The sequence below is a fragment of the Longicatena caecimuris genome (genome assembly GCF_018406465.1).
Lineage (GTDB): Bacteria > Bacillota_I > Bacilli_A > Erysipelotrichales > Erysipelotrichaceae > Longicatena > Longicatena caecimuris.
The window spans coordinates 109,130-126,340 of record NZ_AP024510.1 but is presented as its reverse complement, the minus strand read 5'-3'; the positions used below and the strand labels follow the sequence as shown (position 1 = coordinate 126,340).

The following is a 17,211-nucleotide window of genomic DNA, read 5'->3' as shown; positions in this document are numbered from 1 at the left end:
TTCACAGGTATTCCCTTTCATACTTTTCATCAAAAAAATCATATAATGATAGCTTGATTAAATTTGTTATTTCCTCTGTATTAAGTGTTTTATCTGCCATACTCATTTTTCTATTATTGTATCTTTTACCATTTGGCAACCTAAGATTTTATTATTTTCTATGGAAACCAGATTAATAATTCTTATATAATCTTTATTTCATACCCATATTCATGTAACACAAAACCATCATCGAATATTTCATCATAAACACCATCTGCTTTTATAAACCCGTTTTTTATATAAAGTTGGATAGCCGGTTTGTTTATATCTACCACAAAAAGTCTAAGATATTCAGCTCCTAATGTTTTGGCCATTTCCTTTGCTTTATTAAGCATTAAACTAGCTATTCCTTTTTTTAAACACTTGACATTTACACCTAATCGATCCACATATAGAGCCTTTGCGTAATGATCACTCCAAGTTATTGTATTTTCTTTTGAGATTGCATCATGCAAAACAAAAGCCGATACGATCATACCATTCTTATTAAGTAAAACATAAAGCTGTTTATTTTTTATATCTTCCTCAAAGAATTCACAAGGATAAATATCGTCCCAAATTTGTATATCCTGTTTATTCATATTTTCAATGATTTGCTTATACATATCTTTTATCTCTGCTAAGTCTTGTAGAACGGCTAATCTAAACTCCATTTTATCATCTCCGTAAAAATCTATATACCTCATTCTAGCATACTAGCATTTGTAATACCATAAGGTAGCCAATTTATAAACTTAATACACCTATTAGATATTATAGTTATTTATATTCTCATGAGGATATGCTTTTTTGTTGTTTACACCTAGAGAAATGATTATAAAAACTACTGTAGATATATGGTTTATCGAGATATCAGCATATCCTAGCGTTCAAAACTTTATTAATGATTTATCAAATACTTCAGAAATATCTTCTTTGTTCCAGCAACTATTACCGGTTCCTTAGTAACAGTAGGTTACTTTATTGTAAAAAATTTCTCATATAATATTATAATTATCTTTCTCTAATAATTTTATTTACTATTACCTCTTATACAATAGGAAAGATTTATTCCAGGTTTAAAAATTTTAATATAAAAATCGGACAAGCCGATGTCTGATTATAAAATTTGAAATTATGTGGGCTGTGCAATTCCAACTGGGACTCAAGCACATTCAAAATTGATATTTTTTAATAACATTCTGGAATTTTTAATACCACATCACTAGAAATTAAACTTTAATTTCAGATAGAAAAATGACCAATTTTGTATTACCATAACTCGCCACTTTCACAATTTTTACAGAAAGTCTATCTTTTATTTACGTCTATCTTGTGGGTAAATTTTACCTGTATGCAGTTGTATGCGATTATAAAAAATCAATGAGAAAATAATGGTAGTTTACCGAAGTTACAAACAAACTGGTATTTTCAATTTGCTACATTGGTTTCAAATTTTTATTAAGTCTATCTACCATCCAATCAATTCTCTTTTTTCTACCTTTATCCGTCTTAGCATCAAAATAGGCTTTCGTATAAGTTTTCTTAACTGATGGAGACATTGATTGAAAATTTTTATAAGCAAGTTCATATTCTTTTAGAACATTCAATACTTCTAATATATGTTTTTCTGTTATTTCAAGAGCTTTTGGTGCATTCCATTGTCCATTATTTTTAGCTTCTTCCATTTTATTTCTGCCATATTCAGTCATAAGACCTCTTTCTTCAAGGCTTTCTGCTAATGCTTTATTTTTTTCCGACCACTTACTTTTTTGCCTACGCATTGAAAAATATTTTTTATAAGTTTTATCATCAAGTCTTTGCATTTGTCCATCAATCCACCCAAAACATAATGCTTCTTCAAGTGCTTCATTTGCCTTTATTGTTTTTGGTTCTCCTGATTTTCTAAATAAAATCCAAACGCCCTCGTTTGATAAGCAATTATAAGATAACCATTTTCTAAATTCATCTCTATTAGCAAATTCTAATACGTCTTTCATCACATATTCTCCTCATTTTCAAGAATTCAAATTTACCTATATGCCTCATTATAACACGATGATATTTTTAATACCACATCACCAGAAATTAGCACTATTTTTACCAAATATTTATAAAATCCATCATTTTAAACGTAAAACAGGACAGCTAATATCAACTATCCTATTCTGAATTTATCTATGTACAACGGCAAAAGAAGTCCAGACATTTTAGAGAAAGCCGTATTGCCATGTAAGAAAATAAGTGGTTCTCCCTGCCCGTATTCTTCATCATAAATAGATTAACCCTGATACTTAAAATCTGCCATTATATCACCCTTTTTAAGGGTTCACTAATAAGATAAACGGAATTTATTTTGCCAACAACTTTAAAAATCTCTTATCATTCATCTGTTCATTAGTTAAATATTTCCCATTATAGAACAGAGCATACGTTGTAATCGGCGTAGGTGCACTTTGTGCTTGTTCTTTGCTTTGCAAATGAATAGCTTTAAACTGTACGCCCTTTTCTTTTGCGACTTCTTCTACAATAGGGACATATTTTGCGTTAAATGGACATTGACAGGTATAATATAAAACATATCCCATTTCATCAATGTGAGGGTGTTTCGCACACTCTTTGAATTTAGGTAAAGAAGCATTGCTGTCAAATGATAAACACCATAATTGAATACCATTATCTGCTTCATCACAAACGGTAAAACCTTTGTATTTTAAAAATTTAGGATCAGCTAAAAAGAGTTTTTTCTTTTTGGAAGATAGAATACATACCCCTTTTTTTCCTTTGATTTTACTATCTTCAATACACGCATTTAATAAGTCTGTTGAGTATCCGTGCCCCTTGAATGATCCAGCTACCCAAAGACAGTTAATATACATAAAATCATCTGCAACAATTGGGTTCCAAGCGTTTTCAGCAGGAATATACTCAACAAAACACTTTCCTCGTGCTACACTCTTTAGAAAAATTAGGCCTTCATCAAATCGTTCTTGTAACCAAGCCTTTTTTGATGATACCTGAATATCATTGTTATTTGAAATAGCACAGCATATATGCTCTTTGTCTATATTCTCATTAGTTACTCTAAGATATTCCATAAAAACACCTCATTTCTAATTTCCAATTTTCTTAGTTCTAAAAACGGCGATTTGTGCTTATGAATGTATCTTATTTTTTATACGCAAACTTGCTTCTATGTGCATAATCCAATGTCTTGAAAATGGCATTTGTATTAGCCCACGAATATCTTTACCGCACCAATAATCAATGAGCCAACTTGCATTTTCATCCTTACTTACAACATTCAATAATTTTAACTGTTTTTTTCTTTCTTCTGATATTTTCTTTTTCAATTCATCATAAGATAAACTATTGATTATCTTCTCAGTGCTATCCTTTACCTCAGATATATATGAATAAAGTTCTTTCAAGTTAAGCTGTTTTGAAAAATCTGCAATCTGCTCTTTTACCAGTTCATTTCCTGTTGTAATTATAGGTGAATTGATACGTTCTTGATAGTTTCCCGCAAAAAAAACTTGCTCGCTCTCATTTATCAATGTATGAGCAACTATATCTTCAATTCGGAAAATATGCCAAATTGAATATGCAATCGTTTTACTATGATAACCGTCTGTGTTTATAAACGGAATTGCGTCAAAATCTTTTCTACTCAATTCCTTATGAAAGGATGTTAAGCATTCCATTAACTGATTTCGCAAATCAAATAGTGTAGCAATGCCTGCTTCATAGGTATCTTTCTTTTTGATTTGCGCTTGCATTATTTTATTCAGTTCTGACCATACCTTATTCATAATCAATTATCCCTCTAAATTCAAATTTTTCTTTATCTGCATTATATCATGCTGTTATAAGCGTTGTCATTTTTTTCTGCTATTGAAAAATCCACGCTTTGTAAAGGGTGCAATTTTACTTGTTCTTCATATGAGAAAATAGTCAATGGGCATTTTTGATTGAACTTCCCTTCAAATAATCCTTTATTAGTTATTGTGTTTCAATCTTAATTCATAAAAGTATTCTGGAAATTTATTAATATCTCCCTAAATATAACCTCTATATTGCTTTCTGTGATTTGATTTCTGCTCTTAATTCTTCATCGGGCGGTAAACACAATTTGTATTTACTTGAAACAATTGCTCATTATCTCTTAATATTGAATAACGTGCAATATCTTCATCTGTCTCTCACCCTCTTTCCGCAAATTTGGAATATAAACGGAGTACCATTTATACCTTTTGGAAATGCGAAAAAGAGAGAAAGAAAAAGCTCGCACAAGACATGATACTTGTATGAGCCAAATAAATTGATTTTAATTTTTCTTATTTTGTTTGCTAATTAAAGATTTCCAAATAAAGCAATAAAAATCAAGGCGATTGTACCTATTGCTATGAAGCACAAAGACAATCCAGCTTTCCTTTTTCGAGAATCGAATGATTCTTTTGTAGTTTCTGTCATATTAGCCGGAAATCTGTTTCTTCCCAATAAATATAATATAAGCCCACCACCGCCATTATTGCCACTTAGTGAGAATATTCCCCAAAATGTAGGGTGTTTCATTCCTCTGCTTTCTGCATCGAGAACTACTAACCTGAAAATCTGATACATTAAAGTAAAAGCACCGAGCAAAACCATAAAAACCATAATCGAAGCTACTACTATCATTTTACTTTCCTCCTTAGATTTTTCTAATTATCTGATAAAATAAATAGCAAGTACCAATGATACCAAGAGCAGAACCGCCCATAATCAAGTATTGATTGCTAATTATTAGCCCATTGAATAGTATAAAAGCAATTATCATCATCACATTTGCAATAATCGCTATTATCAATTTTTGATTGCTTTTTACGATATTGGTACTCTTTTCTAAATGCTCTATCATTTCCTCATCCCCCTTCAACAGTTTATCAAGGCTGATGTTGTATAAGGTGCTTAATTTAATTACACTAACAATATCCGGAAAAGATTTTTCAGTTTCCCAATTTGAAATTGTTTGACGTGTAACTTGAATTTCCTCAGCAACATTTTCTTGTGTCAAACCTGCTTGCAACCTTGCTTCTTTTAACTTTACACCTATTTTCATAACACCATTCCTTTCGCAGTTACTATCCCACTTCTATGCTTTGCTGTCTATCAAAAATGTTTGGAATACACAAAATATCTGTGTCAAAATTTTTTTACATGCATTATCTAGTGTCAAAAGACTGGATTAATACTAAATATTGCTTATTACAAAATTATAAATTTTCAAAAATATTCCTATAGTCCTCTTGAGTATCAAAGATAGAAAAGAAAAAGTCCTGTCGAGTGCCTACCACTTCTTCAGAAGTGGTGCTTTGCACTCTTGATCGGGCTTTTTGTTTACTGTATCTTCTGCAAAGAGGAAAAAGACTACTCATCCGCATTATCTAAATCGTACTTTTTTAATACTTCCTGTAAAAACTCCATATCCTCTTTTGCGTTCGGATTTATCATTTTCACGACTTGATAAGGCATTTTATACTCTTTAATTCATATATTACACATGGCTTTTTTATTATGTCATCTAATTTAATACAAGACAAACAAACGTTATTCAAAGTTGAATACTTAACACAAACTGGATTTTTAGCGTTTATACTCTGCTTTACCTAATTGTATAGGTTCTGTATTCAATAACACCCATTTTACACATAATTCGCTTAATCTACTTAATTCATCATTCCAAGCATGATTTTGTTTGATTTTGTTGATGATATTTATAAATTCATTATTTTCACTTTCTGTCAATTGATTACCTTGACTTAAATACCCCAATAATGCTTGGACCATTTGTAGATACTCTTTATCCCAATTCATCTTACCATTATCAAGTATTTCCTGTGATAATTTACCTGAAATTCTAATCACTTCTCCTTGTAACGTTGAAGCATGTCCACATGATGGAACAAGTAGTTGCCATAGTTCTTCATGCTGATCTTCCCACTTTTTAGCTTTGACCTTAATTTTTGATTTTCCATCATATACGACTCTTTTGGGAATTGGCATCACATTAAAAATTTTATATAATTCTTTTAAACTGCTTTCTATTTCATCGATATAATCTTTATTTATACGATCTCTAAACCATTCAAAATCAGTTCCGATTCTTTCTACTTGTTTTTGCTCTTCGCCGCTTAACTTCGCACCTTTATCTATTAAATACTTTATCATTATAACCAAATCAGGGATATTCGCATTTTTTGCAACAGCCATTGCTTTTAGTAATGGTGTTTGATTCATATCATTTTTAGCATTTATATTCGCTCCTGCTTCAACTAAGGTTTTTAGATGATTGAGACGAAAGTATTGTGTAGCATAAAATAATGGTGTTTCATTTCTTGAATTGACAGCTTCTATATTGGCACCTAATCGAATTAAAAATTCAGGATTTCCGTTTGGATTTATCACTTGGTGGTGGAGCGGTGTATTATGATAAGTGTCTTTATAATCAATATCTGCCCCTTGTTCAACAAGCCATTTCATTATATTTTCAGAAAGTTTAAAAGAAAGGGCATTCGTTTTATCGTACCCACCATATGCATTGATATCGCATTTTTCAAATATTGCTTTTATTTCTTCTTCGTTTCCTCTTTCAAAAATTTCATCAAAATCTTTAACTAAAGTTTTTCTTTTTGTACCACTTTTAATTTTATTTGTTTTTTCTGCTGATTGCTTTTTCTTAACTACATCTTTTTCTGAATTTTTCTTTTTAAACCTATCAAACAACCCCATACAAAACCTCCTCATCAACTTCTAATTTACCTATTTGCCTTGTTATTGGTATTGTTGTATCTTCTTTCATACTTTCTTACATTATAGACTTATTACCTTTAAAAAGTCTATTCTTGAAATATCTTTTTATTTGAGTTACACTAGACAATCCAAAAAAAGCATGACATCGCGTCATACTTCAGATTCGCTTTACAAACTGGAAATTATCGGATATTCAAATTATCTACATTTTTCTATACAAATGCGTTAAGTGTTGTAATTCCAATTTTGCTTGCTAAATATTCCATCATTAGAAATTATTAGCTTTTTCTTCTCAAAATCTCTTCCACCTAAATTTTTAATCGCAGTCTCTAACATTTTATTACTTTCCTTATATAAAAACGGTGATATGTACTTATAAACATTGTCGTTATTGCTAATCTCTGGCAATGCTGCAACATCGTTCATGTCCATTTTTCTTATAATTACTTTATCGTTTTCTATATATGGAAATACATCAAATAATTCTGTCATCATAAACTCCTCAAAATCAAATATGTCTTTCATTGCCTTTATTATGACATCTTATAACGGGAATTATGAAAGTATTTTATAAACCGCGTTTAATGTTTTTTCTTCATCTGCCCCATTGTCTGTGTATAATTGTACTTCATACTTTATATCTTTATGTTGCAAGCATAAATCAAGAAAGTATAAGAAAATTCCAATATCAATTTGATTATAGAAAGACACTTTATCAGCAGGCATTATTCCTCGCTTACCTTGCTTTTTATACCTATAAACATTTAAAAGGGTATCAGTATGTTCTACTAACCAGGGCTGTGTATTGCAAGCACTGGGGGCAAATCTAACAATATCAGATATTCCCCCAAGTGGTTCTCCCAACCAAATTTCATCCATAGACTTTCGTTTGCTCTTGAACATATCTTTGCGGAATTTTCTTTCATCATCTACTTTTGATATTGCAATCATTATGATAAAATCAAGACCATCATATGACGGTTCATTCGTCTTTCCAATTCCAAACCATAGTGTTCCAATGTTTTGTGAAACAAGGTATAAATCTAATTGCTCGCCTAAATACCCAATATTCTGCAAATAATTATCTCTCTTTTCACTGTATAGCAAAATGCAGAACTGTTGACCACGTTTACAAGTAGTTTCATTCGCAGGAACAATTTTAATTGCTGTTTTTATATCGGGACATAGCGGGATAAGTGTCTTATATATTTCTTTGATATTCTCAATGTCATTTGCAGATATAGAATCATTTCCAATATTTCTAAATAAATGAAACGATTTCCTTTTAAAAATTATACTGTATAATTCTTTGTTTAAGTTCATAACCTTGTCCTCACAAATTCTTATTTCGTACTATATAAGTGTAGATGATAGCTATATCTTATTTTAGCATATTATCATTTTTTACACCACATCACAAGAAATCAAACTCATTTTCAAAAAAATGACCAACTATCATTACGATAACTGGTCATTCTCACGACTTTTTCACGACTTTTTACGACTTTTCACGGAAAATCTACGTCTTTTATATGCTTCTATCTATCATGTATATTTTATCTGTATGCAGTTGTATGTAATTATGAGTAATGCAACAAGGAAATAACAGAAGTTAGTCATTAGTGCGTAAAATTATAACTTTATTTACACGTGAAAATCGTTACTGGAATAATAGTATTATTTATTGATCTCTACATAAATATAACCTCGCAAGATACTTATTACTTTTCATTATTTTGTAATTCAAATATTGTTTTCTGTGATTCAATTTCTGCTCTTAATTCTTCATCGGATGGTAAATACAACTTGTATTTGCTTGCAAATAATTGTTCATTACCTTTCAATATTGAATAACGTGCAATATCTTCATCTGTTTCTAAACATAAGATAATGCCAATGGTTGGATTATCACTTTCTGTTCGTTTTAATTCATCATACATTCTTACATACATATCCATTTGCCCTACATCTTGATGCGTTACTTTTTCTGTTTTCAAATCGACTAACACAAAACATTTTAAATAATAATTATAGAAGACCAAATCAATAAAATAATCTTGTTTTTCCGTATGGATATGTTGTTGCCGTGCAACAAAAGCATATCCTTTTCCTAGTTCCATTAAGAATTTTTGCAAGTTACTAATAATACTTGTTTCTAGCTCTGTTTCTGTAAATGAAGTATTAGTTGGTAAAGATAAAAATTCCGCAATCACTGGATTCTTAATAAATTCTAACTTGTCATATTGATATTTTGTTGTTAATTGTTTCATCTCTTCAACTACTGGATCCTTTACTTGCGATTTAAGTAAACGGTAATAGTATTGTGATGCAATATTACGTTGTAAGGTTCTAACATTCCAAGCTTGTTGAGCAGCTTCTTTTTCATACCAGTTACGTGCTTTTTCATCTTTTACTTGTATTAAAGTACGATAATGAGTCCAACTAAGTAATGGAACAGATTTTCCACTCACTGAGTGGAAAATGTTTGGATACATTTTATAAAAAGAATAAAAACTATAAAGATTTGTTTTTGTGTATCCTTTACCATACTCATTTGTAAGTTCTTTTGATAATTTTCTAATAAGTGTTGTCCCATATTCAGCACGATCTTCACCTTTTAGTTCTTCTTCTGCTATTCTATAACCTATCAACCAATTTCTATAAACTAAAGCAGTATTGATCGCTTGGTATGCCTGTTTCTGAGATAATTCAATTATGTTTTTTAAATCTGATACAATATCTTCTGTCTTTTCTGCTTTAATAAGTTGATTAATATCCATTAAATTATTATCCATTTTTCTCATCAACCTTTCTTTAGTTATTTACGTACTCCGAATACATCTCTCAATAGAGTATATCAACACGCTTGTGTTTTAGTTTTATATTAAAAGACACTTTTTCACATGTGTATTCACTCATACTTTTCATTCCTAAAAAATTCGAATTTACCTATATTTCTTATTATAGCACGATGACATTTTTAATACCACAGCACTAGAAATTAATCTTAATTTCAAATAAAAATGACCAATTATACATAATGATAACTGGCCATTCTCACGACTTTTTTACGACTTTTCACGGAAAAATCGTGTTTTTATGCAAAAAATCTTCGCTTTTTATATGCGTTTATATGCTACCTGTATGATGCCAAAAACCCTTTCGTTATCGGCTTTTTAGCGTTGTATGCTATGTGTATGGTAGTTGTACGAACTCTTACTTATTCTTCATATGTGGGAACAACAACACCTCACGGATCGTTGTCTGCCCAGTCAGCAACATCACAAAGCGGTCAATACCCAAACCAACACCGCCTGTAGGAGGCAACCCATATTCCAACGCCTCTACATAATCCGTATCCATTTCATTCGCTTCATCATCCCCAAGATCACGCAGCTTTAACTGATTTTCAAAACGCTCTCTTTGATCAATTGGATCATTCAACTCAGAGAAAGCATTCGCATATTCATGTCCATCAATGAACAATTCATAACGATCCGCAAAACGTGGATCCTGTGCATTCTTCTTTGCTAATGGAGAAATTGATGTTGGATGTCCATAGATGTAAGTAGGCTGAATCAATGTTTCTTCAACATATTTCTCAAAGAATAAGTTGATGATGTGACCAACACTGTTATGCTTCTTTTCTACTTCAATATCATGTTCCTTCGCAATCTCACAAGCTTCCTCAAAGCTCATTTCTTTCCAGAAATCTACACCACAAGCTTCTTTGATTGCATCTACCATATGCAAACGTTTGAAAGGTGCTTTTAAAGAAATAGCTTTTTCATTATAAGTAATCTCGGTTGTGCCTAATACCTCATTTGCGACATAATCAAATAAACCTTCAATCAAATCCATCATACCATTCAAATCAGAGTAAGCAACATAAGCCTCCACTGTTGTAAATTCTGGATTATGTGTTGCGTCCATTCCTTCATTACGGAATAAACGGCCAATTTCATATACACCCTCTAAACCACCGACAATCAATCGCTTTAATGGTAATTCTGTTGCGATACGCAAATAGAAAGGCATATCTAAAGTATTGTGATGTGTAATGAATGGTCTTGCGGCTGCTCCACCTAAAATTGGCTGCAATACCGGTGTTTCCACTTCCATCAACCCTTTACCATCTAAGTAACGCTGAATCGCACGGATGATTCTTGGTCGTGTTACGGCAATGCGCTTGCTTTCCTCATTCATAATCAAGTCAACATAACGTCTTCTGAATCGTTCTTCCTTATCCTGAAGACCGTGGAACTTTTCAGGTAATGGACGCAATGCTTTTGTTAGATGAGTATACACTTCCGCCTTAACAGAAAGCTCGCCATGATTGGTTTTCATGACTTTACCCTCAATACCAACAATATCACCTAAATCTGATTTCTTGAATACTTCGTAAGCTTCTTCGCCAATAACATCCTTACGTACATAAATCTGAATTTGTCCATCAATATCTTGAATGTGCATAAAACCGGCTTTTCCTTGTCTGCGCTTTGTCATGATACGACCGGCAACTTTTACCGTCACATTCTTTTCTTCTAGCTCTTCCTTTGTACAGCCTTCATATTCTGCACGAATCTGTCCACTTTTGTGTGTTCTTTCATACGCTTGTCCAAATGGCTCAATACCCATTTCTTTGAGTTCTTCCATTTTTTGTCGACGAATTTTTTCCTGTTCCGTTAACTTTTCCATTTTTTACGCTCCTTATCCATTAAAAAAACTCTCTTCCGCATAGGGACGAGAGTTAACATCGTGGTACCACCCTAATTTATCAGCCGGTTTCCCTAACTGACCTTAGTGACTTTCTTTAAGTCCATCTTTAACGCAGATGTAACGTCCTGTTGGAAGGCTCCAAGTCTTTATTTCAGCTATTGTATCACTATCCCTTTCCAGCTTAGCGGGACTCTCTGTCAGTTACTCAATAACCTACTCTCTCTTCATCGCCTATTACGTTTATGATTATATAGAGAATGCATTTGTTTGTCAAATGATTTTCGATGAAAAACGCCTAAACAATACCAATCCAAAGCATTTGCAATACGTAATGTGGATGATATTAAATAGACGATGTATATAATCTATCTTTGGAGATAACGTTTCAATTCCATATACCGTTCTTTCGATATTGGTAATTCTGTGGCAGAATATTTCAATTTCGCCCGATATCTTTGAATACTGTCAATTTGCATACAATTTACCAAATAGCTTTTATGAATACGATGGAACACCTCCGGTAATTTCTTTTCAAAATCAGCTAACAATCCCCAAACTTCAAAGCTTTCATTTTTTGTATACACTATAGTACATTGTCCCGCTGCTTTTAAATATAAAATCTCAGAAGGCAATAAATAACGATAATGTTTTTCTCTATCTCGGAAAGAAAGGCGTTTTAGATTGGTATTCATCAATGCCAATTGTTTTAAATAAGCAAAGAATTCTGTATCCTCCGTAAATGGTTCTTCTATTAAACCCGCTTGACTTAAAGGAATATCCTGTGCATGTGAGCTATGGATGTGTACAAGTGATAGTTCCCCTTTTATCAGTTTCCAGATAAACGTGCAACGAACATGTGCATAGATACTGTTATCATCCTCTAATGCCGCCATGATCTTATAGCGACCATAAACAACCCAAACACCGCGTTCATGAAACAAAAGATGATATTCTTCATCGGATACTATGGCAGCTGGTTCATGCAATTCTTTCTCCGTTATTCGTTTGAATTCATCAGATCCTTTGGACCATTGAAAATCATTAGGCCCGATATACATAAAGTCATCACTCATTAGATGCGTTGTTTTTATGATATCTCTATCATAAAAGCCGCGAACGACTTCCTGTGTTTTTTGAATGATCGTTTCTTCTTTATACATTGTTCTTGGCATACGCATCCTCCTTCAAATTATAATGTCATTATAACAGGTACGTCACAAAACAACAAGCAATTCCAAGGGAAAATTTCTTAATTATTATGTGATAATTATATGATATAAAGATGAAAGATCAAATAAAAAGAACTCCTTTTTTGGTGTATTCCAAATTTTAGAGTTCTTATTATTAAACAACTTTTCCTTATTATCGAAGTGCCCCCTACATATGGAAACACTTCGCCTAAAACAGCTATCGTTGGGATGGCACATAACTATCTATATATTCTTGATATACTTTTTCATATGCACATAAAATTTCTTCCATCTGCGCATATGTATCCATCTTTGTCAAACTGTCTTTTAACTGATGACTTTTTGGTAAACCTTTAACATACCATGCGGCATGTCCACGCATTTCCCGCATACCCACATGTTCACCCTTTAAATCACAGAGGCGTTTTGCATGAAGTCTTGCCATGGTAAATTTTTCATTCACACTGACCGGTGGCAGCTTTTCACCGGTAGCCAAATATGTCGCAATTTCTTTGATCAGCCATGGATCACCTAATACACCGCGACCTACCATGATCGCATCACAACCAGTCGTATCCAACATCCACTTGGCATCTTCACTGCTGCGTATATCACCATTTCCCATAACCGGAATAGAAACAGCTTGTTTGACAGCTTTGATATATTGCCAATCAGCTTTGCCTTCATACATTTGTTTCCGTGTTCTGCCATGTACGGCCAAAGCAGACACACCGACAGATGCTAACCCTTTTGCCAGTTCGACACAATTGATGCTATCCATATCCCAGCCTATACGCATCTTAACAGTAACCGGTTTTTTTACACTATCGACAACTGCTTTCGTCATTGTAACCGCATGATCAATATCCTTCATTAAGGCACTGCCGGCATTGGATTTGATTATTTTATTCACCGGACATCCCATATTGATATCTATGATATCACAATCACTTTTTTCATCCAGTAACTTAGCAGCATAGACCATCGTTTCAATATCATGTCCAAAGATTTGCATGGTCAAAGGATGTTCTTCTTTTTCAACTGCTGTCATATGCAATGTTTTTTCATTTTCATAATATAACGCCTTATCACTTACCATTTCCGTATAAATCAATCCTGCGCCAAATTGTTTGCAAATCACACGGAAAGCCGGATTACTGATACCAGCCATAGGTGCAATAACAACTTGATTGGGTATGGTGATATCGCGTATCTTCCACGATTTATCTTGCATAACGTTCTATGAATCCTTCCAAATCACGCAGCTCCTGTTCATTGAAATAATATTTTTCATTACAGAAATTGCAGGTAATCTCACAACCATGATCTTCTTCAATCAGTTTCTTACGCTCTTCTTTTGACAATGTTACTAATACCCGTTTCATAGTCGCTCGATCACAATGACAGCGAAATGCTATTTCCTGACTAGATAAGATTGTTGCATCATCAAACAATGAAGTAAGAATATCCTCTAAACTTTCCCCTTCATTGATCAATTTTGAAATAGGTTCCATATGCGCTATGATGTTTTCTACTTTTACAATATCTTCTTCCTCTGCATCTGGCATCATTTGAATGATCATGCCGCCGGCAGCCTGAATAGCATTATCTGGATTTACAAGTACGCCTACAGATACTGCGGATGGTGTCTGTTCACTGGCCGTAAAATAATATGCAAAGTCATCACCGATTTCTCCACTTTGTAAAGCGACAGTGCCACTCCAGTTTTCTTTCATATTCAAATCTTTGATAACTTCTAAATAACCTTCTTTTCCTACCGCTGTACCTACAGCAAGTTTTCCTGTATCGTTATATTGCAACATGATATGTGGATCGGATACAAAGCCGCGGACATGTCCATCACTGTATGCATCAACTAAAATGGTTCCAATAGGACCGCCGCCATTTATACGAATGGTCAATTGTTCTTTATCACTCTTCAGCATACTTCCCATCATGGAACCAACACTTAGTGTACGCCCTAAAGCCGCAGCACTGGTTGGCCATAAATCAAATCGCTTGCGAGCCTCCTCAACTAAAGCGGTAGAGGAACATATATAAATTCGCACATGTTCATTACATGCTAATGCTTTTATTAAATAGTCTTTCATTTTCCTTCACTCCTTGAATTTGCACCTGTAGTATACCATAATCATTAACAAAAAGAAAAGGAAGTGATAACACTTCGCTTATTACATAACACTTTCTTTCATGAAGATCTTCCAAATGCTACCGTCTGTTATAGTTCCCTTATCTTAAATATAGTTTCATATCCAATATGTTTTCTCTTTAGATCAACATACGCTCTTTTTTCTTAAGGTCCCGGTAAAAGAATATAAAGAGAAAAGGTCCCATCAATGACCAGGCAATTGGCTCCGCAAAACATACACCGGTATAGCCGCTAAAAGGTATCAAAGCAAAGGTTGCAATAATCTTAACGCCCATTTCAATACAGCTGGATACAATCGGACTTCGCCCATTGCCAAGCCCCTGCAAACCATTACGATAAATAAATAAGATAGCAAGGATGAAATAAAATACACTGCTGATTCTGGTATAATAAGCCGCTAGTGAAACAACCTGTGTCTGTTGCTTATTGACAAGGAAGCCAATAAAGAAATCAATGCATGTAAAGGATAATAAGATGACGATACCTACCCAACCAAAGCTTATCCATACACTTTTTTTCATACCTTCTCGGATTCGATGATACTGTTTAGCACCTAAGTTTTGTGAAACAAAGGTTGTAACAGCAATGGCAATGGAAATCAGTGGCTGCATAAACATCTCCACAATTTTGCGTGCTGCCACATGTGCCGCAATGGTCATTTCTCCCAGACTGTTCACTGCACTCTGTAAGACTACTGAACCGATGGATACAATGGAATTCATAAGCCCCATGGAAATCCCCATAGACATTTGTTTCAGAAAAACTTCTCTTTCTACATGACATTCTTCTTTTTTCAAGAAAAACATTGGATATTTCTTTCTCATATACAGGAAGCATAATACTACACTTAACAACTGTGCCAGTACGGTGGCATAGCCAGCTCCATTGATGCCTAAATGCAATTGAGCAATAAAAAGATAATCTAAGGCGATGTTGGTTAAAGAGGCAATGATGAGAAAATATAATGGTGTCTTACTATCACCAATTGAGCGTAACATACTTGCCATCATATTATATGCCATAGTAATAAACAATCCCATAAATATGATAGTTAAATACCCATCTGCCATCGAAAGAATACTTTTCGGTGTCTGAAGTAAGGAAAGAATTGGTGTCTTTAAAAGCATCGCGGCAAGCACGATAATTACCACACTGGACATACATAACAAAATACATCCATAAGTTGCCATTTTCATGCCTTCCTGATCCCTAGCCCCGTAATACTGTGCTATCAATATTGATACTCCCATAGATACACCACTTACCAGACCAATGACCAAACCGGATAAGGAAGCAGTAGCTCCCATAGCAGCTAAGGCACGTACCCCTAAAATCTGTCCTACCATCATCGTATCTGCCATAGTATAAAATTGCTGAAAGATATTTCCCAAAAGGACCGGAACAGCAAAACTCAACAACAATTTCATAACATTCCCTTGTGTCATATTCTTCATAGCATCACCTCGCATTTACGCATTATTCTAACATAAATTAACTTGCGAAACAATGACTTTTATACGCATCCCCTTGATCATATACAGATAGGGATATGTGTTAAAAGGAAGCGTATCAAAAAGGGATAATCGTTTTCTGCCAACAATAGCATCACGGTTTTCATCGCTGTACTATCTAAATAACAATCTTGTTTATTCGCCAAGAGAAGCATCGTATCACCAAAAGCGTGCGTTCCGATTGTCAGATGCCCATAAGCAACGATACCAAAGCTTACTTCAAAGCCAATGGAAATAACCCCGATACTATACATGCCAATAGCTAAAGTACCAACACTGATATAGCCTATAGCTAGCGCTCCTAAAGCATACACTCCGATTGCCAACACACCTAAACAAAAAAGGAAGCCAAAGCTTAATAGGCCAAAAGATAAAATACCAAAGCTCATCATGCCAAGCGATATCACCCCCACAGCTGTATTACCGATGGCAATGATGCCTTTCGCTATTCGTCGTTTTCCATTTCTGTTCCTTCCCAAACCAAGTTGAACAGCAAGCAAAGGAATCCCAAATACTTTGCAGGAAGAAGTATATTCACAACCTTTAAAAAAAGTACTTTTATCCTTACCCATACGCTGCTTAATTGGCATGCTATTCTCACTTATTTCCTCTGGGATGTGCAAAAGCTTAATCAACTTTGCCATTTGCTCTTCATTTGCTTTACCTAATCCAAGTTCCCATCTTCTGATGGTCCATGGTGTTACATTACATAATAAAGCAAGTTCTTCATAACTCAGTTTTTGTGCAATACGATAAGCCCTTAATCTTTTCTTAAATGCCATCCATTTCCCTCCTTTTCTATCAAGGA

At 33.6% G+C, this 17,211-nt stretch carries 16 protein-coding genes; all 16 read right to left on the bottom strand.

Features of this window, described 5'->3' with window-relative positions; all coding sequences use genetic code 11:
• Positions 1-182: 182 nt before the first annotated feature.
• Positions 183-695 carry a GNAT family N-acetyltransferase gene (locus KJS44_RS00580; protein ID WP_008691025.1) on the bottom strand — a complete coding sequence of 171 codons (513 nt, stop codon included), beginning with the start codon at positions 693-695 and terminating at the stop codon, positions 183-185.
• A gap of 765 nt (positions 696-1,460) precedes the next feature.
• Positions 1,461-2,021 carry a YdeI/OmpD-associated family protein gene (locus KJS44_RS00575; RefSeq protein ID WP_008691024.1) on the bottom strand — a complete coding sequence of 187 codons (561 nt, stop codon included), beginning with the start codon at positions 2,019-2,021 and terminating at the stop codon, positions 1,461-1,463.
• Between the two features lie 351 nt (positions 2,022-2,372).
• Complete coding sequence (locus KJS44_RS00570) at positions 2,373-3,119, bottom strand: N-acetyltransferase (RefSeq protein ID WP_008691022.1); 747 nt, start codon at positions 3,117-3,119, stop codon at positions 2,373-2,375.
• A 57-nt stretch (positions 3,120-3,176) separates the two neighbouring features.
• Positions 3,177-3,833, bottom strand: coding sequence for a hypothetical protein (locus tag KJS44_RS00565; RefSeq protein ID WP_008691020.1), 657 nt, complete (start codon positions 3,831-3,833; stop codon positions 3,177-3,179).
• A gap of 541 nt (positions 3,834-4,374) precedes the next feature.
• Entirely contained in the window at positions 4,375-4,701 is a 327-nt protein-coding gene (locus KJS44_RS00560; protein ID WP_008691018.1) for a hypothetical protein, read from the bottom strand.
• A 13-nt stretch (positions 4,702-4,714) separates the two neighbouring features.
• Positions 4,715-5,122: a helix-turn-helix transcriptional regulator gene (locus KJS44_RS00555; RefSeq protein WP_008691017.1), complete on the bottom strand. Its 408-nt coding sequence runs from the start codon at positions 5,120-5,122 to the stop codon at positions 4,715-4,717.
• A gap of 524 nt (positions 5,123-5,646) precedes the next feature.
• Positions 5,647-6,792, bottom strand: a complete 1,146-nt coding sequence (locus KJS44_RS00545) for an ankyrin repeat domain-containing protein (protein ID WP_008691015.1) — start codon at positions 6,790-6,792, stop codon at positions 5,647-5,649.
• Between the two features lie 246 nt (positions 6,793-7,038).
• Entirely contained in the window at positions 7,039-7,305 is a 267-nt protein-coding gene (locus KJS44_RS00540; protein ID WP_008691014.1) for a hypothetical protein, read from the bottom strand.
• Positions 7,306-7,368: 63 nt separating this feature from the next.
• Positions 7,369-8,136 carry a nitroreductase family protein gene (locus KJS44_RS00535; RefSeq protein WP_008691013.1) on the bottom strand — a complete coding sequence of 256 codons (768 nt, stop codon included), beginning with the start codon at positions 8,134-8,136 and terminating at the stop codon, positions 7,369-7,371.
• A gap of 398 nt (positions 8,137-8,534) precedes the next feature.
• Complete coding sequence (locus KJS44_RS00530) at positions 8,535-9,608, bottom strand: PDDEXK nuclease domain-containing protein (protein ID WP_017144524.1); 1,074 nt, start codon at positions 9,606-9,608, stop codon at positions 8,535-8,537.
• 421 nt (positions 9,609-10,029) lie between these two features.
• Positions 10,030-11,511, bottom strand: a complete 1,482-nt coding sequence (gene lysS, locus KJS44_RS00525; protein ID WP_008691001.1) for a lysine--tRNA ligase — start codon at positions 11,509-11,511, stop codon at positions 10,030-10,032.
• Positions 11,512-11,897: 386 nt separating this feature from the next.
• Positions 11,898-12,704 (bottom strand): LytTR family transcriptional regulator, encoded by an 807-nt coding sequence (locus tag KJS44_RS00520; RefSeq protein WP_008691000.1) that lies wholly within the window; start codon positions 12,702-12,704, stop codon positions 11,898-11,900.
• Between the two features lie 235 nt (positions 12,705-12,939).
• The gene (gene dusB / locus KJS44_RS00515) at positions 12,940-13,956 is read right to left on the bottom strand and encodes a tRNA dihydrouridine synthase DusB (protein ID WP_008690999.1); all 1,017 of its coding nucleotides are present in this window, start codon (positions 13,954-13,956) and stop codon (positions 12,940-12,942) included.
• Positions 13,946-14,833: an Hsp33 family molecular chaperone HslO gene (gene hslO, locus KJS44_RS00510; RefSeq protein ID WP_008690998.1), complete on the bottom strand. Its 888-nt coding sequence runs from the start codon at positions 14,831-14,833 to the stop codon at positions 13,946-13,948. Before hslO ends, dusB begins: the two co-directional genes overlap by 11 nt.
• A gap of 178 nt (positions 14,834-15,011) precedes the next feature.
• On the bottom strand, positions 15,012-16,346 hold the full coding sequence (locus tag KJS44_RS00505; protein WP_008690997.1) for an MATE family efflux transporter: 1,335 nt from the start codon (positions 16,344-16,346) through the stop codon (positions 15,012-15,014).
• Positions 16,347-16,423: 77 nt separating this feature from the next.
• Positions 16,424-17,185, bottom strand: coding sequence for a helix-turn-helix transcriptional regulator (locus KJS44_RS00500; protein WP_008690996.1), 762 nt, complete (start codon positions 17,183-17,185; stop codon positions 16,424-16,426).
• Positions 17,186-17,211 lie beyond the last annotated feature (26 nt).